Origin of the sequence: Psychrobacter sp. T6-6 (genome assembly GCF_052258185.1) — a bacterium.
GTDB lineage: Bacteria > Pseudomonadota > Gammaproteobacteria > Pseudomonadales > Moraxellaceae > Psychrobacter.
The window spans coordinates 140247-162335 of the sequence record NZ_JBQQEX010000006.1 but is presented as its reverse complement, the minus strand read 5'-3'; the positions used below and the strand labels follow the sequence as shown (position 1 = coordinate 162335).

At 45.5% G+C, this 22089-nt stretch carries 16 protein-coding genes; 9 read left to right on the top strand and 7 right to left on the bottom strand.

Going from position 1 to position 22089, the window contains the following annotated elements; all coding sequences use genetic code 11:
• Positions 1-138: 138 nt before the first annotated feature.
• Entirely contained in the window at positions 139-2502 is a 2364-nt protein-coding gene (recG, locus tag ACTXGL_RS10740; RefSeq protein ID WP_443526792.1) for an ATP-dependent DNA helicase RecG, read from the top strand.
• A 152-nt stretch (positions 2503-2654) separates the two neighbouring features.
• Here recG and ACTXGL_RS10735 read toward each other — a convergent pair whose 3' ends face one another.
• Positions 2655-2783 (bottom strand): hypothetical protein, encoded by a 129-nt coding sequence (locus ACTXGL_RS10735; RefSeq protein WP_319052097.1) that lies wholly within the window; start codon positions 2781-2783, stop codon positions 2655-2657.
• Between the two features lie 525 nt (positions 2784-3308).
• Between ACTXGL_RS10735 and ACTXGL_RS10730 the strand changes: the two genes are divergently transcribed.
• The 8 genes from ACTXGL_RS10730 to ACTXGL_RS10695 all read left to right on the top strand — a co-directional run bounded on the left by ACTXGL_RS10730 (position 3309) and on the right by ACTXGL_RS10695 (position 13986).
• Complete coding sequence (locus ACTXGL_RS10730) at positions 3309-4640, top strand: efflux RND transporter periplasmic adaptor subunit (RefSeq protein WP_443526791.1); 1332 nt, start codon at positions 3309-3311, stop codon at positions 4638-4640.
• Complete coding sequence (locus tag ACTXGL_RS10725; RefSeq protein ID WP_443526789.1) at positions 4637-7741, top strand: efflux RND transporter permease subunit; 3105 nt, start codon at positions 4637-4639, stop codon at positions 7739-7741. The genes ACTXGL_RS10730 and ACTXGL_RS10725 overlap by 4 nt, the downstream gene beginning before the upstream one ends.
• A 196-nt stretch (positions 7742-7937) precedes the next feature.
• Positions 7938-8552 (top strand): YceI family protein, encoded by a 615-nt coding sequence (locus tag ACTXGL_RS10720; RefSeq protein WP_443526787.1) that lies wholly within the window; start codon positions 7938-7940, stop codon positions 8550-8552.
• Between the two features lie 346 nt (positions 8553-8898).
• The gene (ahr, locus tag ACTXGL_RS10715) at positions 8899-9900 is read left to right on the top strand and encodes an NADPH-dependent aldehyde reductase Ahr (protein WP_443526785.1); all 1002 of its coding nucleotides are present in this window, start codon (positions 8899-8901) and stop codon (positions 9898-9900) included.
• 579 nt (positions 9901-10479) lie between these two features.
• Positions 10480-11487 (top strand): DUF1852 domain-containing protein, encoded by a 1008-nt coding sequence (locus tag ACTXGL_RS10710; RefSeq protein WP_443526783.1) that lies wholly within the window; start codon positions 10480-10482, stop codon positions 11485-11487.
• A gap of 53 nt (positions 11488-11540) precedes the next feature.
• The gene (locus tag ACTXGL_RS10705) at positions 11541-12569 is read left to right on the top strand and encodes a methionine synthase (protein ID WP_443526782.1); all 1029 of its coding nucleotides are present in this window, start codon (positions 11541-11543) and stop codon (positions 12567-12569) included.
• A gap of 38 nt (positions 12570-12607) precedes the next feature.
• On the top strand, positions 12608-13132 hold the full coding sequence (locus ACTXGL_RS10700; RefSeq protein WP_443526781.1) for a flavin reductase: 525 nt from the start codon (positions 12608-12610) through the stop codon (positions 13130-13132).
• Positions 13133-13170: 38 nt separating this feature from the next.
• Entirely contained in the window at positions 13171-13986 is an 816-nt protein-coding gene (locus ACTXGL_RS10695; protein ID WP_443526780.1) for a sulfite exporter TauE/SafE family protein, read from the top strand.
• Positions 13987-14256: 270 nt separating this feature from the next.
• Here the strand turns inward: ACTXGL_RS10695 and ACTXGL_RS10690 are convergent, their stop codons facing one another.
• The 6 genes from ACTXGL_RS10690 to thiL form a co-directional block, all read right to left on the bottom strand.
• Positions 14257-15282, bottom strand: coding sequence for an SEL1-like repeat protein (locus ACTXGL_RS10690; RefSeq protein WP_443526778.1), 1026 nt, complete (start codon positions 15280-15282; stop codon positions 14257-14259).
• Between the two features lie 599 nt (positions 15283-15881).
• Positions 15882-16649 carry a tRNA pseudouridine(65) synthase TruC gene (gene truC / locus ACTXGL_RS10685; RefSeq protein ID WP_443526776.1) on the bottom strand — a complete coding sequence of 256 codons (768 nt, stop codon included), beginning with the start codon at positions 16647-16649 and terminating at the stop codon, positions 15882-15884.
• 200 nt (positions 16650-16849) lie between these two features.
• Entirely contained in the window at positions 16850-18694 is a 1845-nt protein-coding gene (gene glmS, locus ACTXGL_RS10680) for a glutamine--fructose-6-phosphate transaminase (isomerizing) (protein WP_443526774.1), read from the bottom strand.
• 196 nt (positions 18695-18890) lie between these two features.
• A complete protein-coding gene (glmU, locus tag ACTXGL_RS10675) occupies positions 18891-20267 on the bottom strand; it encodes a bifunctional UDP-N-acetylglucosamine diphosphorylase/glucosamine-1-phosphate N-acetyltransferase GlmU (protein WP_443526772.1) in 1377 nt (458 codons plus the stop codon).
• A gap of 169 nt (positions 20268-20436) precedes the next feature.
• On the bottom strand, positions 20437-21042 hold the full coding sequence (locus ACTXGL_RS10670) for a phosphatidylglycerophosphatase A family protein (protein ID WP_443526771.1): 606 nt from the start codon (positions 21040-21042) through the stop codon (positions 20437-20439).
• A 3-nt stretch (positions 21043-21045) separates the two neighbouring features.
• Positions 21046-22089, bottom strand: coding sequence for a thiamine-phosphate kinase (gene thiL, locus ACTXGL_RS10665; protein ID WP_443526770.1), 1044 nt, complete (start codon positions 22087-22089; stop codon positions 21046-21048).

Here is a 22089-nt window from a genome sequence, read left to right as displayed (position 1 = left end):
GTCAGCTATAATGATACGAATTGGTATTTTTATATGTGCTATATATGGTAGCTATTTTATGACAACTGCCAATATGTACGGTATATTAAAAACACCCTTAGTATATAAAAATTAAAAATAATATCGTTAGGATCTTTGATGTTAGTATCAACGAATACTTCTTTAGCCAGTGTAAAAGTCCACACAAGGTCTGATTTACCACTTTCATCGCTAGACATGCCAGTGACAGCGCTGGCAGGCGTTGGAACAAAAGTGGCAGAGCAACTAGCGCAACTGAATATCAAACGGATATTTGATTTGCTGCTCCACTTACCGCGTGATTATGAAGATCGCAGTCGACTGGTATCAATTGGCGAGGTGGCGCATGGACAGTCGGCGTTGATCACTGGTCGGGTCGTCCATGTCGATACCAAACGCAGCGGTATGACCGTGACCGTGGACGATGACACTGGTACGATATCCTTACGGTTTTTTAAGGTCTATCGTGGTCTAGTACAGACTATGAATTTGGGAACACGCTTACAGCTATTTGGTGAGGTCAAAGTCAGCCGTTACGGTAAGCAGATACATCATCCTGAATATCAAATTATCACTGACAATACCATCATGACTGATACGGGATTGCAGCCTATTTATCCTACTGTCAAAGGCTTACATCAAAACAAGCTGCGCACCTTGATTAAGCTGGCATTGCAAACGGTTCGGAGCCAAGGTCTACCCATGACCTTGTTTACGGCTGAAGATTTTGCAGTTGTATCCGATCTACCATTAGTGCCGTTTGAGCCATCCAAATCAGTGGTATCAGAGGCCGAATATACCGAAGATATTTTCTCGACGTTGGCGCGTAGCGTGCCTGACAATGTGACTAGCAATGCGATTGGCAATAGCGTATATAAGCCCAGTCCTTCTACCTATCAGGCAGATAATGACATACATAACGTCGCTGTCAGTATTGCTCAGCACAATGTCTATAATTTAACAATATTTGAAGCATTGGTACTGCTGCATACACCGCCGACTTATACGAATGCGAGCCAGCAGTACAAGTTATTGACTCAACTGACGGCACGCACTCATGCTGCCTGTCAGCGTCTAATTATTGAAGAGTTGACTGCTCATCAGCTCAGTCTACTATATCGCCGCCAACAGCTACATCAGCACAAAGCGCCTAAATGTACTACTCATAGCCAGCTTACCGATCAGTTGTTTGGCGCATTGCCGTTTGATTTAACGGGTGCCCAAAAAAGAGTAATGACAGACATCACCACAGATATGGCAACCTCAATTCCGATGCTGCGACTGGTACAGGGTGACGTGGGTGCTGGTAAGACATTGGTTGCAGCAGGAGCTGCCGGATATGCGTTAGATAGCGGCTGGCAAGTGGCCGTAATGGCGCCGACTGAGATCTTGGCAGAACAGCATTTGGTAAACTTCAAGCAATGGTTTGAGCCATTGGGAGTTAGTGTTGGCTGGCTTGCCGGCAAGCAAACGGCCAAACAACGTCGCGAGGCATTGGAAGCGGTTGCGGAAAATACCGTACAAGTCATCGTTGGTACGCATGCTCTGTTCCAGGAGCAAGTACAGTTTGCCAAGCTGGGTCTTGTCATCATTGATGAGCAGCATCGATTTGGCGTTGAGCAGCGAATGGCGTTGACTAATAAAGGGGTAGCCAACAGCACGCCGCACCAACTGATCATGACAGCAACACCAATCCCTCGGACACTTGCAATGAGTGTCTATGGCGACATGGATACCTCCATCATTGATGAGTTGCCGCCAGGACGCACACCAATCACGACGGTGACCGTTGATCGGAACCGACGTGATGAGGTGATTGAGCGCATAGCTGTTAACTGTGAGGCAGGCAGGCAAGCCTACTGGGTGTGCTCGTTAGTCGAGGCATCAAGCGTGCTAGATGCACAAGCGGCTGAAGCCACCTATGAAGACTTAAATGAGCGCTTAGATATTCGCATTGGGCTGGTGCATGGCAAAATGAAATCTGCTGATAAGCAAGCCATCATGCAAGCGTTTAAGGAAGGTAGCTTGGACTTGCTGATTGCGACAACGGTAATCGAAGTAGGTGTCGATGTCCCTAATGCGTCGCTTATGGTGATCGAAAATGCTGAGCGCTTGGGTCTATCACAACTGCATCAATTACGCGGGCGTGTTGGGCGAGGCTCTACTAAAAGCTACTGTGTGCTGCTCTATCAAAAGCCACTCTCGGAGACTGGCACAGAGCGTCTCAAGGTATTGCGTGATAGCACTGATGGTTTTGTTATTGCTCAAAAGGATCTAGAGCTGCGTGGACCGGGTGAACTACTGGGTAAGCGCCAAACGGGTAACGTCGGATATTATTTGGCTGACCTGATACGTGATGAGCAATTATTTGCCATTGCTCAGCGTTTGGCTAAGCATTTGATAGCAGATCCAGCGCGTAAACCAGATGTTAGCCAATTAATTCATCGCTGGATGCCAGAGGCCAGTCGTTATACCAACGCCTAGTCAAGTCAAGCCTAGCAATACCGTTTGCGATCTTCTTACCATCAATAAACAGCAAAAAAGAGGACAGCCAACGCTATCCTCTTCTATTTTGAACCCAAGCTATTTTATAAAAGCGGCTTACTCTCAGCATCAAGCCATTTCTCAGCAAAAAGCTATTTGGCTTTTTTCGCTTTTTTTAATGACTTCTTTAAATCTTTAAGGTCTTTCTGTTTTTGCTTAATTTTTACTTTGGTATCTTTAATATCTTGCTTAATCTTTTTTACTTCTGCTTTATTAGCCATGATGGTTTCCTTTATTGATGACGTTATATCAATAATGACAAATTGCCTCACAAATACAAGTATAAACTGTAGGGCGTATGTATCGTGAGTTATTGCAAGTTGCTGTTTTAAGTGTACCTTTTACATATCCGTGCATTCGCTGCGACATCATGTTCAGCTACTTATCTATCCAAAGGATAAAGGATTAAGCGTTATTGTTAAAGAGATGCCTTGAAGGCTGAATATTAGATATAAAAGAATAGATAAATAGGTTTGGACACAATGTGGATATACAACGATAAATTGTCGTGGTCGGTTTTTTACTCACATTATAATTTTGGCTGTCAATATCTTTATCAAGTTCAATGTCTTACTATATTCTGATAATCACCATCAATTGACTATGCAGATATTCTACACAATTGACCCTGTAAAGAGATAGTCTACAATGATAAAAGACTATTGTTGATAATGTCGGTTTGCATCATCTTGTTTCCCTTATACTTTTTGCGGCGTTAGTACCGTGCTTATTTATAGAGACCAACTATGAGTGATTTTAAACAGCCTGAGGATAAGCACGTACCAACTCGCGAGCAAGACACCAATATTGAGCCATCCGAACCCTCCAAACTACCACCGTATCGTCAATCTGATACCCTGTCTCAAAAGCCCACTTCCAAAATGCCGCTATGGCTGCTGCCTGTATTGGCAGCGGTGCTGGTCGTTGGTGTCCTCTTGGGCAAGTATTGGGGCAATAATGATGTGGCAGCAACGGACGAGTCAGCAGCGTCCAATAGTGCGGCAGGCGATAATGTAGCTGATGGTAGCGCTAGTACGGAGCAGTCTGTGCTCTCAGTAGAAACTATCAGTCCAAGCCAAGAGGATATCGGTAGTACACTCAGTGCTGATGGCACCATTAATGCCAAAGACACTGCCAACGTCAGTGCAAAAGTAAATGGTGTTGCCATCGAACGTATACTGGTCGAAGAGGGTGACCGCGTAAGCGCAGGACAAGTCCTCGCAATGTTTGACACCGATGCGATGGAGCAACAAGTGCTGCAGGCTGAAGCAGATGTCGCAGAAGCAGAAGCAACGCTTGCCAATGCTAGTGCAGATGCGGCACGTGTACTGCCTCTTATCGATATTGATGCCATTAGCAAACAAGAAGCTGATCGCTATCGTACCTCTGAAGTACGCGCAAGAGCGGCTTTGCAGGCGTCCAAAGCTCGTTTGAGCAATCAGCGTTTGACACGTGATAATGCAAAAGTGGTCGCACCAGTGAGCGGTATCATCAGTGCCAAGATGGTAGAGGTTGGGCAGGTCGCAGGCGGCGAGCCTTTATTTACGATTATCAAGGGTGGTATCTTGGAATGGCAGGCTGATATCGACCCTAAACTCATTGGCGATATCAACGTTGGCACATCGGTACGAGTCGCTCTGCCTGGCGGTGATGCAGTGATGGGGCAGGTGAGCCGTATTGCCCCGACAGCAGACAGCAATCGCCAAATCACGATTTATGCAAGTTTGGCTCCCAATGCAAACATACGTGCTGGCATGTATCAGACAGGCCAGTTCTTGCTTGGAAGTACCAGTACCCAAACGATTCCGAATAGCGCTATTGTGAGCAACGATGGCTACGATTATGTGATGCTAGTGATGGCTGAGACCACGTCTCGACACGACAAGTCTATGGGCCGCATCAAGCAACAACGTGTGACACTAGGCGAAAGACTGGGTGAAAATGTCACCGTATTAGAACCTTTGCCAAGTGATAGCCGAATTGTAAAACAAGGTGGTAGCTTTTTAAATGATGGTGACTTGGTGCGTATCGTAGATGGTGTGAGCCAAACGAGTACAGCAGTGCAGGCACAGTCATGAGTTTAAACGTCTCCGCTTACTCGATCAAAAACCCGCTAGTGGCTATCTTGCTGTTTGTGCTTCTAACATTGGGCGGTATTTACGGCTTCATGAAAATGAAGGTGCAGCAGTTCCCAGATATAGATCTACCCGCTGTGGTCGTGACGGTAACACTACCAGGCGCCGCGCCCTCACAGCTCGAAAACGACATCGCAAAGAAGATCGAAAATAAGCTGACCAGTATCGAGGGTGTGAGTCATATTCGTACCACGTTACAGACTGGTGCCGCGACGATGGCGACTGAGTTTACGTTAGAAAAAGACATTCAAGAAGCCGTCGATGATGTACGCTCGGCAGTCGGTGAAGTACGAGGAGATCTACCAGCCGCTGCCAATGATCCTATCATTACCAAAGTATCTACGGCAGGGTTTCCAGTCGTCACTTATTCTGTGGCCGCTCAAAACATGAGTGTGGAGGATCTATCGTGGTTTGTCGATGATACTGTCACCAAGCGGCTCTCTGATATACCTGGTGTCAGTACCGTCAGCCGTGTTGGGGGACTACAGCGTGAAATCACGGTTGCCGCTGATCCAATTGCGCTCAGTGGTCTAAAACTATCCATCTCGCAACTGTCACAGCAAATCGCTGGTATCCAGCAAGACAGCTCGGGCGGGGAAGCTGAAGTGGGTAATACCACTCAAACTATCCGTGTGCTGGGTGCTGTTGAGCGTGCAAATGAGCTCAATAATGTACAGGTTGCTGTGCCCACAGGCGGTACACAAGCGCTTGGACGTATGGCACAAATTACTGATGGCGCCGCTGATCCAAGCTCTATTGCGAAACTGGATGGGGAGACGGTGGTGGCGTTCAACATCACTCGCTCACGCGGTGCCAGCGAAGTCGATGTCATGAAGCTTGTCGATGAGGAACTTGCCAAGCTCACAGCTGATGTGGGTAATATCAATATCGAAAAAGTTTATGATCGCGCAACGCCAGTAGCTGAAGACTATGAATCCTCGCTACGTATGCTCATTGAAGGGGGTATTTTAGCCGTTGTCGTCGTATTTCTGTTCTTGCGCAATATTCGAGCGACGATTGTTGCTGCCGTTGCCTTACCTTTATCGGTAATACCGACCTTTTTGGGTATGTATCTGTTTGGGTTTAGCCTCAATATCATCTCGCTGCTGGCGTTGTCATTGGTCATCGGGGTGTTGGTTGATGATGCCATCGTTGAGGTCGAAAACATTATTCGGCATTTACGTATGGGCAAGACGCCTTATGAGGCGGCTATGGAAGCGGCCGATGAGATTGGTCTGGCGGTGGTTGCCACTACTTTTACTTTGATTGCGGTGTTTTTACCGACGGCATTTATGGGCGGTATTGTCGGACAGTTCTTTCGTCAGTTTGGTTGGACCGCTGCGTTATCTATCTTTGCATCACTGATGGTAGCGCGTCTGATCACCCCTATGATGGCAGCGTATATACTCAGACCAGAGAAAAAGCACATCGAAAAACAAAGCGCGATCATGACGTATTATCTTAAGATTGTCTCTTGGACACTGCATCATCGCTGGCTCACTATGGCTGCTACGCTGGTACTGTTCGTGGCTTCACTAGGGTTAGTCAAACTGTTACCGACCTCGTTCATTCCGGATAATGACATCGACCAGACTCGGGTTGCCATTGAGCTGACACCTGATGTCTCATTGGCCGATACAGAACGCGTGGCGGCACTTGCTAGCACTCGTATCTTAGCAATGCATGAAGTGACCAATATTTTCACCTCAGTGGGAGAGGCGCAAGCGTCAATGGGCGCATCAGATGGTGGTGGCGGTAAAGCTGAGAACATCGCAGGCTTAGATATTGTGCTGGCGCCGCGTGCAGAACGAGGCACCAAAAAAGAAATCGAACGAAAAATCAGCGAGTTGATGACAGATGTGCCAGGAGCACGCTTTACGGTAGGCTTATCAAGTGGCGGGGAGAGTGGCTATAACTTTTCATTAACCAGTACCAACCCGCAATTGCTGGAGCAAACGGCCCAGCAAATCATGACCGAAATACGCGGGCTACCGAGCGCAGGCGCTGTGACCAGTGACCGTAGTCTGCCGCGTCAAGAGCTGACGGTAACGCCTGATAGACTGGCAATGGCTGATAAAGGGGTCACAACTCAGGACATAGCGACCACATTGCGCGTGGCGACTGTTGGTGACTACGAGCAGCGCTTGTCAAAGCTCAATCTGGATACGCGTCAGATTCCTATCGTAGTGCGTCTGCCAGATGTGGCCAAGCAAAATGTGAGTCAGTTAGAAGGTCTATATGTACCGAGCACACTGCCTGCAGGACAAGGGGTGCGCGTGGGCGAGGTCGCTGATCTAGACTTTGGCACAGGTCCTGCGCAGATCAGTAGGTTAGATCGCGAGCGGGCTATTAGTATCACCGTACAACCAGCGAGTGGTGAGCTTGGTGATTTGGTTCAAGCGGTCAAATCTGTGCCCACCATGCAGCAACTGCCATCTGCAATTACTATCATTGATCAGGGTCAAGCTGAGAACATGGCCGATCTCTTTAGTGGGTTTATTATCGCCATGTCGGTGGGTGTGGTCTGTATTTTAGGTGTACTCATCTTACTGTTTGGTCGTTTGTTGCAGCCGTTTACTATCTTAATGGCATTGCCGTTATCGATAGGCGGGGCGTTTGTTGGCTTGGTTATTACCAATAGCAGCTTGTCGATGCCATCGATGATTGGCTTTATCATGCTCATGGGTATTGCGACCAAAAACTCAATTCTACTCGTCGACTATGCGCTGATTGCGCAGCGTCAAGGTTTGGCACGTTTTGAAGCTATCGTAGATGCATGCCGCAAACGCGCGCGCCCTATTATCATGACTACCATTGCAATGGGCGCTGGTATGTTGCCACTGGTGTTTGGTTGGGGTGATGCTGACCCAACATTTAGACGACCAATGGCAGCAGCGGTATTGGGCGGTCTGGTCACCTCAACGTTACTTAGTCTAGTGGTCATTCCAGTCGTCTATACTCTGATGGATGATTTGTCAGGATGGTTTGCCAAATGGTTGGTGCCAAGTGGTAAAGATCAGGCAACCACGGACAGTAAGATATGATGTGATGTCTTTGGTCGATCATTTGCGTGACATACTACTAGCAATGATGTCGTATCAAAACAGACAAGCCCATACTTATTGATTAAGTATGGGCTTGTTGTCATTATATAAGAGCGCAGTACTTATAAGGGCCTGATTGCAAAGAATATAAATGACACGATTGCCCTATCATTTACGATCACAAAGGAATGTTATTATGAATCGAATGTCTCTTGCGGCAATCATGCTGCCCACTCGCAAGCTTCTACCAGCTGTATGTATAGGCATGTTAGGTCTCACTAGCAGCCATGCGGTGATTTATGATATTGACCCTACTCATACCAATGTACGTTTTGCTATTGACCACTTTAATACCTCAACCAACACAGGCGGGTTCTATAATCTAACTGGACAGCTGGACTATAACGCAGCTGCCAAAACTGGTAATATCTCGTTGGTTATTCCTCTGAACAGCTTAAATACAGGAGATAAAGGGTTTGATATCGCACTCAAAAGCGCAGATTTTTTTGATGTTAAGCAGTTTCCATTAGCGCAATTTGAGTCTACTAAATGGTACTTTTCGACCGATGATAGTGGCTCAAACGTCAGCAAAATCGATGGGATGTTGACGCTACATGGCAAGACTAACCCTGTTACATTAACAGCGACTAAGTTCAATTGTTACCTAAACCCGATACTCAAAAAGCCAGTCTGCGGTGGCGATTTCACCACAACCATCGATCGAACAAAATGGGGTATTAGTAAATATACGCTATTAGGTATCACCAGCGAAGTGCAGCTGAATATTCAGATTGAAGCCGCAAAGCGTTAGTAGTAGCTGTGCTCAGCCCTTTAAGTATGAGACTGTGTATGAGGTTGGTCCTAATTTGTTAAAGGTGATGGTGTAATAGCATTAGTCTTTGCTATAGTCCGCTCAATTGGAAGCCCGCTCAATTGGATTTATCAAAGGCGATTTTGTTTAAGATGCTGCAATATAAAACGTCTCTATTCAAAATGCTTTCTATGTCGGGTCGATAGATATTTCAGTGATGTTGATACCTCGATGACGCCTGACCTTAACAATGCATTTGATGTCCCAATAGCCAATAGAACTATAAATCAACAATCACAACGACCAAAAATTTAACTCTTACAATGACTAAAAATGAGGAATAACGATGATTAATGCATATGCAGCAAAAGAGAAAGGTGGCAAATTTGAGCCCTATGAGTATGACCCAGGTACTTTAGGCGACCATGAAGTAGAAATCGAAGTACACAGCTGCGGTATCTGTCACAGTGATCTATCAATGTGGCAAAACGAGTGGGGTATGACCCAATACCCGTTTGTTGGCGGACATGAAGTTGCAGGTAAAGTCCTTAATAAGGGGAAACATGTTAAGCACCTGGAGCTAGGTGATAAAGTCGGCCTTGGCTGGCATAAAGGGTACTGTAACGTTTGTGATTTATGTATCGATGGCGACCATAACCTATGTCCTGAGCAAGAAGGTACGATTATTGGTAACCATGGCGGCTTTGCAGACAAAGTGCGCGCAAAAGATACCAGCGTCATAAAGGTTCCTGAAGGCCTAGATTTTAATGCAGTGGGACCACTATTATGCGGCGGTGTCACCGTGTTTAACCCACTTATAGAGTACGGTATCACACCAACCTCAAGAGTAGCCGTAATCGGTATTGGTGGCTTAGGTCACCTTGCGTTGCAGTTTGCCAATGCATGGGGCTGTGAAGTGACCGCGTTTACCAGTGAGTCGAAACTAGAAGAAGCAAAAGAGATGGGTGCTCACCACTCATTGAACTCACGAAATGATAGCGAAATCGAAAAAGTCGCGGGTTCTTTTGATTTGATCATCTCAACAGTAAACGTCGATATGAATTGGGATCTGGTTGTTCAGACCTTGAAGCCAAAGGGTAAACTACACTTTGTTGGTATATTAGAAGCACCACTAGAGATATCAGCTGCACCGATGATTATGGCGCAAAAAAGCCTATCAGGCTCACCAGTTGGCTCACCATCGACGCTGCGCAAAATGTTAGATTTCGCGGCGCGACACAAAATCCAACCAGTGACTGAGACTTACAAAATGTCTGAAATAAACGAAGCGTTTGAGCGCCTAGAAAGTGGTAATGCTCGCTACAGAGTGGTATTGGAAAGAGAATAGCTTCTAAGGACATTACTCTAAAGATAGAGAGCTCTAAACATAGTAGCGATAGGTCATTTAATAGATGACGTATCGCTACTATTTTTTTGTCTTGTACTCGTAGCAGTGCTTGATGCTATCAAAAAATGGCTCTAGGTAAAATAAGACTGCTAAGATTACTTTGCTGTTTTATGTAGTATACCTTGCGAGAAATTAGTCATGTTTAGGTACTGATTTAGAGTCTTGAATATATCATATCGTTTTGATTTTTCACTTGTGACAATTCTACCTTCTTTAAAATCTTTGGATCACAGTACGGTATCACTCGTCCACAATTTCTAATCAGACATCGCTCTCTATCCTTTCTATCCCATTTGTCGATCGCCGCCATCACTTCTCAGTTTTTTGCAGACTTAGATTTTTTATAGCGATAGTTAAAAATGCTCTTATCAATCTATATCTAATTCCAGATCTATGTGAAAGATGAATAAAATTCATCTTATATTAAAATAGTATCGTTTTTATTCATGTAAAGTTTTGAGTATGATTCACCCATAACGATATTTTGTTCTATTTTAAATATGAAAGTGGTGAATCATTATGAGTAAAGAGTTTAGCTGTTCGATTAAAAGCATTCGTTTTGATGAAAACTATCATCCTGCTGACAATACACGACTGACGACAAATTTTGCCAACTTAGCACGCGGAGAGCAGCGCGAGGATAACCTACGCAAAACGTTGACGATGATTAACAACCGTTTTAATACCCTTGCGCATTGGGACAATCCTACAGCAGATCGTTATTCTGTTGAGATTGATATCATCTCTGTAGATATGGATATCGAAGGCAATGGCGATGCTTTTCCTGTCATTGAAACACTCAAAACAACGATTATTGACCACAAAGAAAACAAACGCATCAACGGTATGATTGGTAATAGCTTTTCATCATATGTGCGCGATTATGATTTTAGCGTCGTGCTATTAGATCATTTCGATAAAAACCCAACGTCATCGCCACCAGAGCACTTTGGTGACTTGCATGGCAAGCTGTTTCAGTACCTATTGAACTCAGATGCCTATAAAGCCAATTTTGATAAGCAGCCTGTGATTTGCCTGAGTGTGTCGACAAGCAAAACCTATCATCGTACCAACAACCAACATCCGGTATTGGGTGTCGAGTACAAGCAAGATGAATACTCGCTCACCGACGACTATTTTCACAAGATGGGCTTAGTTGTGCGATATTTTAAGCCTGAAGGTAGCGTCGCACCGTTAGCGTTTTATTTTGCAGGTGACTTACTCAGCGACTATACCGATCTTGAGCTCATAAGCGCGATCAGTACCATGGAGACCTTTCAAAAGATCTATCGTCCTGAGATTTATAATGCCAACTCGAGCGCTGGGGAAGTGTATCAGCCAAGCTTGAACTACCAAGATTATTCATTGACCCAGATCGTATATGATCGTGCAGAGCGTAGCCAAATGGCAGTGACCCAAGGCAAGTTCACCGAAACACATTTTATCAAGCCTTATCAGGATATTCTTGAGACATGGGCGGCCAGTTACTCTGTGAAAGAGGCACTGCCTAAACAGCATGCTGCCTAATTGATCACGTCATGAAAAAACTAATAAAAGACCAATACAAAAGAAGAAGCAATATGACAGTATTACTACCAACCTCAACTGCTGGCAGCTTACCCAAACCCACTTGGCTGGCGGAACCTGAAAAAATTTGGTCACCATGGCAGCTGGACGGTGAGGATTTAATCCAAGCCAAGCAAGATGCGCTATTGGTGTCGCTACAAGAGCAGGTACAGGCAGGGATTGATATCGTCAGTGATGGCGAGCAAACCCGTCAGCACTTTGTCACCACCTTTATTGAGCATTTAGACGGCGTGGATTTTAATCAGCGCGAGACCGTGCGTATCCGCAATCGCTATGATGCCAGTGTGCCAACGGTTGTGAGCGGCGTGAGCCGCCAAAAGTCTGTGTTCGTTGATGATGCCAAGTTTTTACGTCAGCACACTGACAAGCCGATCAAATGGGCGCTGCCTGGGCCGATGACCATGATTGATACGTTGTACGACAGTCATTATAAGAGCCGCGAAAAGCTGGCGTGGGAATTTGCTACCATCCTCAATCAAGAAGCTAAAGAGCTAGAAGCGGCGGGCGTGGATATCATTCAGTTTGATGAGCCTGCGTTTAATGTGTTCTTCGATGACGTCAACGATTGGGGCATTGCCACGCTTGAGCGTGCAATTGAAGGGCTAAAGTGCGAAACGGCGGTACACATCTGCTATGGCTACGGCATTAAGGCCAATAACGATTGGAAAAAAACGCTCGGCTCAGAGTGGCGTCAATACGAAAAAGCCTTTCCCAAATTGCAGCAGTCTAAAATCGATATCGTGTCACTTGAGTGTCAGAACTCGCGCGTACCGATGGACTTGATTGAACTGATTCGTGGTAAAAAGGTCATGGTTGGTGCGATTGATGTGGCGACCAATGACATCGAGACGCCTGAGGCGGTCGCAGATACCTTACGTAAAGCGCTACAATTTGTCGATGCCGACAAGCTCTATCCTTCAACCAACTGTGGCATGGCACCGTTGTCGCGCCAAGTGGCAAAAGGCAAATTACAAGCATTAAGCGCAGGCGCAGACATCGTTCGTCAAGAACTAGTAGGCTAACGAGAGATTAGTAATAATCCAAATTTGGGGTGTGAGTGATGAGTGAAGCAAGCAATTTTAGAGACGCCATGTCACTGCTGACGACGGCAGTCAACGTGGTCACTACCGCAGGCGCGGCAGGCGAGCATGGGTTTACCGCCTCGGCGGTGTGCAGTGTCAGCGATAGCCCGCCGACCTTGCTGGTGTGTATGAACCAATCCTCGCGCTCGCACACGCATTTTGTGGATAACAACGTCCTGAGCGTCAATGTGCTTGGCGCACATCATGAGCACCTATCTAATGTCTTTGCCTCCAAGCTTGACTCAGATGAGCGCTTTACCCATGGCGCATGGCATACTTTGATCACGGGTGCGCCTGTGTTAGACGATGCGCTGGTGAGCTTTGATTGTGAGATTGAGCAAGTACAAGCGGTGGGTACGCATAGCATCTTTATATGCCGCGTCGTCGCGATTAGCCAAACTGACAGACATGCTGAGGGTGGAAATGGGTCAGGCGAGAGTCTGGTCTACTTCAACCGTCGCTATCATCCAGTCGGTCAAGTCCGTCAAATTGATATGGCTTAACCGTATCTTTCTATCCTCCAACCAAAAGTAACGATTCTGTGGAACTTATAATTTTTTTAATCATTGGAGCGCTGGCAGGGTTTGCAGCGGGGCTGTTCGGCGTCGGCGGCGGTACCATCATCGTGCCGCTATTATTTATCGTTTTTACTCAAATAGACTACAACCCTGATAATGTAATGCATCTGGCGCTGGGCACCTCGCTTGCCACTATCATTGTCACCTCTATCAGCTCGCTCATGGCGCACAACAAAAAGGGCGGGGTTATGTGGCCGGTCTTTAAAAACCTAACCCCAGGTTTAGCCATCGGCTGCTTTTTGGGGGCAGGGATTGCAGGGCAGATATCAGGATTGTACCTTCAGCTGATTGTAGGTGTGTTTTTGCTGTGGGTTGCCTATAAGATGTTTAGGGGCGGAAAAAAGAAAACAAACAACAGCGCCCAGCATACCGATGCCGCGTTGCCATCAAAACCGAAGCAACTGGCAGCAGGCGCGGGTATTGGTATTGCCTCCGCTATTTTTGGTATTGGCGGTGGAAGTTTAACGGTGCCCTATCTCACACGTTACGGTGTGGTGATGCAAAAAGCGGTAGGCACGTCCGCTGCCTGCGGTCTGCCGATTGCCATCGCAGGCGCGCTTGGTTTTATGATTTTTGGGATGCAGGCCAATATCAATGTACCTAATGCGATTGGCTTTGTGCATATCTATGCCTTTTCGGGTATCAGTATCATGAGCTTTTTTACCGCCAAGCTGGGCGCAAAAGTCGCGCATATCTTATCACCAGCGCTACTAAAAAAATGCTTTGCAGTGCTGCTGACTATTGTAGGGTTTTACTTTCTGTATAAAGGATTATTTTGAGGGTTTGGAGTGGTGTGTCTAAAGGATAAAGCTCATGAACAAGATGATAGTGCCTAATGCTGCGAGCCATGCATAGTTTAGTGAGATTTTTTAAGTAGTCTACATATATGCTGGAGGGGAGAGAGTTAATTGGCTAGGATATGCTTGCAACAGACTCATAGATTAATTCTAATAATCTAAGTGATCAGGTTTTTAACTGATCGGTATTTTTTGATATTTTGTTTGTACACATAAACTATATTGAGAGGTTTTTATATCAAATGAACAAGATCAGTAACCTGCTTCGTTTAGTATGCGATATTTATCGCACCCATTTTGACCACCACTATCACAAGCCTTACCAAACCATTCTTTTGCTTGAGACTTGTTTTGACGAACGCCATTACCTTCTTCGTAAAGTGAACCAAGATGATATTGGGCAATAGTATGATCCTGCTCAGCGGCCTTTTGGTACCAACTGATAGCGGTAGCCAAATCTTGATGAACACCTTTGCCCTCTTGGTAAAGCAAACCAAGATGATACTGAGAGGTTACATGACCTTGTTTAGCGGCCTTTTTGTACCAACTGATAGCCCTAGTTAAGTCTTGACTAGTACCTTTCCCATCTTCATAAAGTGAACCAAGATGATATTGGGCAATGATATAACCTTGCTCAGCAGCCTTTTTGTACCAACTGATAGCGGTAGTCAAATCTTGACTAGTACCTTTCTCATTTTCGTAAAGTGAACCAAGGTGATACTGAGAGGTGACATGACCTTGTTTAGCGGCCTTTTTGTACCAACTGATAGCGGTAGTCAAATCTTGACTAGTACCTTTACCTTCTTCATAAAGCAAACCAAGGTGATACTGGGCAATAATATAACCTTGCTCAGCAGCCTTTTGATACCAATTGATAGCCGTAGCCAAATCTCGACGAATACCTTTACCTTCTTCATAAAGCAAACCAAGATGATACTGGGAGATGAGATGACCTTGCCCAGCGGCCTTTTGATACCAACTGAAAGCTGTAGCCAAATCTCGACGAATGCCTTTACCATCTTCATAAAGCAAACCAAGATTATATTGGGAGGTGACATGACCTTGCTCAGCGGCCTTTTGGTACCAACTGATAGCCGCAGTCAAGTCTTGACGCATATCTTGCCCTTCTTGGTAAAGTAAACCAAGATGATACTGGGAGATAGCATGACCTTGTTCAGCTGCTTTTTGATACGATTTAGCAGCTATAGTCAAGCTTTCGCCAAGATAAGATTCTCTTCTATTATAAGAGAAAAGCGCTTTTAGGTACTTAAAAACCATTGTTCGTTCTTTAAAATTAATCTCGTTGAGATTATAGAGAAAGATGCTGAATGGGGCAATTACCTTTAGTGAACTGTCATGTTATTTAGCTAAGATTAAGTTACTACTAGCTGTTTCCTCAGCATACGCTCTGATGCCGCTATTTCAAAATAGAGGCCTGTATTAGTAAACTTCAAGCGCAAAATATATCTTTCGAAATAGATGATTAAGAGTTTGGAATTATTAGAGATTTTGAAAAAATAAGGGCTGCGTAACGTTTATAGCGTAATGACCTTACAAAATAGGTTGTAACTTGATCAATAACTCGCTCTATTAGAGTAGGTATAACACAAGTGAGTTTACAAGCTCTAATTAGCTAAATACTTGCCATTTCATTGGAAAAGTTGCGCTAGTAGCTGCTCAAAGACTGAGTTAAATAATCTGGTCTTTTGTTCGACCTTTTAGTCATCAATCAGAGTCTTAAAAGAAAGTAGGGTTTAGAGAAATAATATATTCTGTCAGAGCAAAATGCTCGAATTGATGAGCCATTGTTAGCGCATTGAGCCTTTACGAGTAGTATCGGGGTCGTTACTTCTATGAAGCAACAGCACCAAAAAATCTTAATGCATCTGAGATTCAAGACTCTCTACCCAAGAAAACGCTTTTAGGATGCGCATCCATTGATCGTCCAAGCCTGCTTTTAGGAGTAATGGCTCACCAGTGACGGGATGACTGAGCGCCAATGTCTGAGCATGTAATAGCATGCGCGTACAGTCATAGTGAGTGCGAAAAAATCGTGTGTGCCGTATATCACCGTGGCTGGTATCACCCACGATATGATGAAATACATGTCTCATGTGCCGACGCAGCTGATGCTTGCGTCCCGTCTCAGGTGTCAGGCGCACAAGGCTATAGCGGCTGGTGGGATGCTTTTTTGACACTGCAAACGGCAGCTCGATTTTTGCCAAGCTTTGCCAGTGGGTCACCGCCTCTTGAGCGGGCTTGTCTAAGTTGGCGAGTTTATCAGCGATGGCATCAGGCTTAAAGCTGAGCGCATAATCAATCGTGCCGTGCTCTGGCATGAAGCCGCGCACCACGGCTATATATTGCTTGGTAACCTTGCGTTCAGTAAATGCCTCGGTCAAGGTGCGCGCTACGGCTGAGCTTTTGGCAAACAAAAGCACGCCCGAAGTCGGTTTGTCTAAACGATGCACCGGAAACACATGGCAACCGACCGCATCACGGGTCAGCTGCATAGCAAAGCGTGTTTCGCCTTTATCCAGCCAGCTACGATGTACTAGCAGCCCGGCTTCTTTGTTAATTGCCACTAGGTGCTCATCTTCATAGATAATGTCTATTTGGTTAGTGCTTTCACTCTCAGTATCCATGCGTTCAGTACCTATATAGTAGAAACTATAGTCATATGAATGATGCATAGTTTCTTATTTCGTTATTCAAAAAAAACCCTTCGTCATCTTGTCAGTAGTAGATGGCGAAGGATTTAGTGATGCATCATAGAATGGTTGGTGATTCTTCAGTATAATAGGTGACTATTAAGTAATAATAAATTAAAAATCAATAGGTTATACTACTCAACCGTCACTGACTTGGCCAAATTGCGTGGTTGATCGACATCAGTGCCACGCATCACTGCTACATGGTACGACAGCAACTGTACGGGTACACTGTAGACGATAGGGGCTAGGGCCTCGCAAACGTCAGGCACATTTACCAAATGCAGTCTGTCCTCTGCTACCATTTGACTGGCTTCACTAGCAAAGACGAATAGCTCACCATGACGCGCATGCACTTCTTGCATGTTGGCTTTTAATTTATCAAACATACTGTCTTTGGGTGCCAATACGACGATTGGCATATCTTTGTCTACCAGTGCCAATGGTCCGTGCTTGAGCTCACCTGCTGCATAGCCTTCGGCATGAATATAAGAGATCTCTTTTAGTTTCAACGCGCCCTCTAAAGCAATTGGGAACTGTAGACCACGTCCCAAAAACAGACAGCTCTTCTTATCTTCAAAATGCTCGCTCATGGCTTGGATAGGACCATCCAGACTGAGACTGGCGTGTAGTTGTCCCGGCAACTTCTGTAGTTCTCCAAGTAGGGTATTCAAGTGCTCATCGGTCATACGTTGCTGAGTAGCACCCACTTTAAGTATTAGTAGCATCAGTGCGACCAGCTGCGTGGTAAATGCTTTGGTTGAAGCAACGCCAATTTCAGGACCTGCTAGTGTCGGCAGGAATATATCTGTCTCGCGTACCAGTGATGAGGTCGGTACGTTGCACAGCGCTAAGCTAACTAAGCCTACAGGCGCTTGCTTTTGAATATCGCGTAGTGCAGATAAGGTATCAGCCGTTTCACCCGACTGAGAGATACAGATAACCAGAGTATTATCGACGACGACAGGGTTACGGTAACGGAACTCGCTTGCCACTTCGACTGAACAAGGGATACGAATAAGGCTCTCGAACCAGTACTTTGCGACCATACCAGCATGATAACTGGTACCACAAGCGATGACTTGGACATTACGGATACCTGATAGCTTTGTCTCATGACGCTGCAAAAAATCATCGCGTAGTTTAGTGGTTTCGCCATTATCTAAGGCCATCTCAATAGTACGACCGACAGCATCTGGCTGCTCATAGATTTCTTTAAGCATATAGTGCTTGAACTCGCCTTTATCTGCATTATGCTGAGTGGCATCAATTTCATGTACTTGACGTTGGACCTCAACGCCATCTGCGTAAACCTGAATGCTATTGCGAGTCAATCTAGCAATATCGCCTTCTTCTAGATACATAAAGCGGTTGGTCACTGGCAATAGAGCCAGCTGATCTGAGGCGATAAAATTCTCGCCAATACCGACGCCAATGACCAAAGGTGAGCCTAGACGTACAGTGATAAGCTCATCTGGGCAATCTACATGTACGATACCCAAAGCAAAGGCACCATGTAGTAATGGGATGATAGTACGGACAGCTTCTAACAAGTCAGGCGTTTGTTTATAGATATCATGGATTAAATGCGCCACCACTTCAGTATCTGTCTGTGAAGTAAACTCATAACCTTTAGCCAGCAGTTCTTCTTTTAGCTCAGCATAGTTTTCGACGATGCCGTTATGTACAACAGCAATTTTGCCTGATACATGTGGGTGTGCATTGCGCTGTGCTGGTTCACCGTGGGTGGCCCAGCGTGTATGAGCAATACCGATATAGCCATCAAAGAACTCTGGATTGACGGCGACAGCATCGACTAGCGCTTTTACTTTACCTACTTGACGCTCGCGGTGTAGCTCACCATCACGAATAACCGTCAGACCAGCTGAGTCATAGCCGCGATATTCTAAACGCTTCAAGCCTTCAAGTAAGATATTGGCAATATTTCGCTCAGCGACTGCGCCTACAATTCCACACATGGCTATTCCTTAAATTCAATTTTTAGTAGTTCAATATAGGAGGGTATAAAATAAAAAGACTAGCGACTGATTCATTACTCTGGTCATCAATTAGCGCATCAGTTTATAAATACGATGAAGCAGTACCACAACGATTGAAGTACTGCTTAGGGTTGCTCAAGAGTGATGGTCATTGATCACACTAGCAACGAGCTGGCTACTTCTTCGTCGGACGCTGAAAGTCATTTTTTTGCACCTGACGCGCACGGCCAAAGGCCAAAGCATTGTTATCAACATCTTTGGTAACCACAGAACCTGCCGCCACAGTCGCAGTATTACCAATCGTCACAGGCGCAACCAAGCTAGCATTGGAACCAATAAAAGCGTTGTCTTGGATAATGGTCTGCGATTTATTGGCACCATCATAATTACAGGTAATGACACCAGCACCGATATTAACGCCTGTACCAATAGTTGCATCACCTACGTAACTCAAATGGTTTACTTTACTGCCATGACCGATTGTCGATTTCTTAATTTCTACAAAGTTACCGATTTTGCTATTATCAGCCAATACCGTCTCAGGACGCAGATGGGCAAAAGGCCCTACATCGACACCAGCACCAACATCAGCATGATCGATCACGCAGTAAGGTTTGATATGGCAGGCATTACCGATAGTGGCATGTTTAATCACACAGCCAGCTTCGATATAGACGTTATTACCTAAAACACAATCACCCTCGAATACTACGCCAACATCTACAAACACATCTTGACCAGCGGTTAGAGACCCACGAATATCAACACGGGTAGGATCAGCAAACTGTACACCTGCTTCTTGTAAATCAGCGACTAACTTGCGCTGCCACGTGCGTTCTAGGCTGGCAAGTTGTTGGCGATTATTCACGCCTTCAATCTCAAACGTATGCTCAGGCTCAATCGCCGGAATAGTAATACCATCAGCGACTGCCATTTTGACAATATCAGTCAAATAGTATTCTTTTTGGGCGTTATCGTTAGAGAGTTCAGGTAAATATTTATGCAATAGCGCATTATTCACGCAATAGATACCGCTGTTGATTTCTTTGATGCTTTGCTCATCGGCACTGGCATCTTTTTGCTCAACGATAGCTTCAATATTACCTGCTTGGTCACGCTTGATACGACCGAGTCCAAACGGATTATCAACAGTAAGGGTTAACATAGACATACCGTCAGTGTTGGCAGTTTTCAATGCGGCTAACGTCTGACAGCTTACCAATGGTACATCGCCATATAGAACAAGGCTTTGCCCTGATTGTGGCAGAGCAGACAGCGTCACTTTGACGGCATGACCAGTACCTAATTGCTCAGTTTGAGCAACCCAAGTGATTGATGACTGTGTATATTGATTGGTGATTTCCGACTTCACTTGCTCACCGCCAAACCCATGGACGATAATCGTTTCATCGACAGTGAGCTGATGGCAAGTGTCTAGTACGTGACCCAACAATGATTTACCAGCCAATGTCTGCAATACTTTTGGTTTTGCAGACTGCATACGCGTGCCTTTACCGGCAGCTAAAATAATCACAGAAAGAGGAGATGTCATAATAACCCTACAAATGTAACAAAATATAATATTGGATTATAACGCAAAATCCCTTTTGAAAATAAAATATGACGTGCAGGCTTTGTAACTCGAATATACCTCGCTTAATTCAGCGAAATCAAACCAGTAAATATACCAAGACTATCCTAGATATTCTTACATACTGCTATCAGAAAGCAAAAAACATGACTGCAACGGTATAAATAATCAGCCAAATAACGGCCGCCATGATGCCTGCAATGATGTCATCTAACATCACCCCAAGACCGCCAGCAACTTTTTTGTCTGCCCAGCCAATCGGTGGTGGCTTTAAAATATCAAACACACGAAATAGGATAAAAGCTGCCGGTAACCAGCCCCAAAATGTCGGCAACATCATCATCGATAAGACATCTACAGAAGGAGGAAATACATAGGACAAAATATAGGATAGGGGTAGCAAGGTAATCCACATACCAGACCACTCGTCCCACACAATATGTGGATCATCGTGTACCTGCATTAACTCAGACGTCCGTCCACATATCCAGATACCAACAATACAAGATAGAATAGTTAATATTAAAAAAGGGACAAACCCCAAGGCCATGAGCGGCACGCCCACAATCAGACCACCAACGGTGCCCCACGTACCAGGGGCACGGCGGGGCATGCCGCTACCTAAGCCTAGCCCAAGCCAATAAACGATAGCATCAAGCATACTGGCACCTGCTGGCAGTGGTGGGCAGTCATTTGCTTTACGGATATCAGGCTTAGATAGGTCATGATCAGTCATATATTAGCCTGTGAAGTGTTGGTAGCCAGTCATATTGGGCCATGTAGAGAATGGTGCAGGTTGGGTAGGCGTCACTGACTGATGGTTATAGAACAGTTCCGGACGTAACGCTGTAGATATGTTTTTATCTGTTGCTGTTGACTCTGTTAGCGCAATCACTTTCCCGATACAAGTGATAGGCGTGTTGCCAGCTGGTGGCTCAATATGCGCAGGCAAAGTAAAAGCCAGCTCATAATCATCTCCACCTGCCAGCTGACACAACAAGCGCTTAGATAAGTCTACTGAACGTAACGAGTCACTAGTAGGCAGTTGCTCAAGGTTAAGCTGCATACTCACACCGCTCTGCTGACAAATATGCCCAAGGTCTTGGTATAGACCATCAGAGATATCGATCATCGCCGTTGCGCCCGCGCTTGCCAGTGCCGCACCCAAAGTGATACGCGGCGTCGGCATGTGCAAGCGATGCGCCAGCTCTATGCCTTGTGGGCTGTCAGGGAACTCTAATGCATAGGCAGCATCACCAAGCGTCCCTGAGACATAGACCTTATCACCGACTTGCGCTCCCGAGCGATAAATAGCTGGTGTCTCTGCGGCAAGCAACCCTTGCGCACTCACACTGATCACCAATTGCTCGCTACGGGTGGTATCACCGCCAATTAGCGTGACCCCAAACAGTTGACAGGCATGAAATAAACCTTTGGCAAATACAGTGAGCCAGTCACTGTTTGCCAATTGCTCGGGCAATGCCAATGCCAGTAAGATACTGTGCGGGGTGGCACCCATTGCTGCAATATCTGAAACATTAACTGCGACGGCTTTGTAGCCGATTTCAAACGCAAGCTTGTTTACTTGTGCAAAGTCAGCATGGAAATGGCGACCTTGAACCAGCGTATCGACACAGCTGACTAGGCGCGCTCCTACTGGCAGTGATATAACCGCCGCATCATCACCGATACCTTTTTCGATACCCTTTTTGATAGCATCTGACGGTAAATAGTCAGCTTGCATTTGCAAAAATATACGCTCAATCAGCTCAAACTCGTTCAT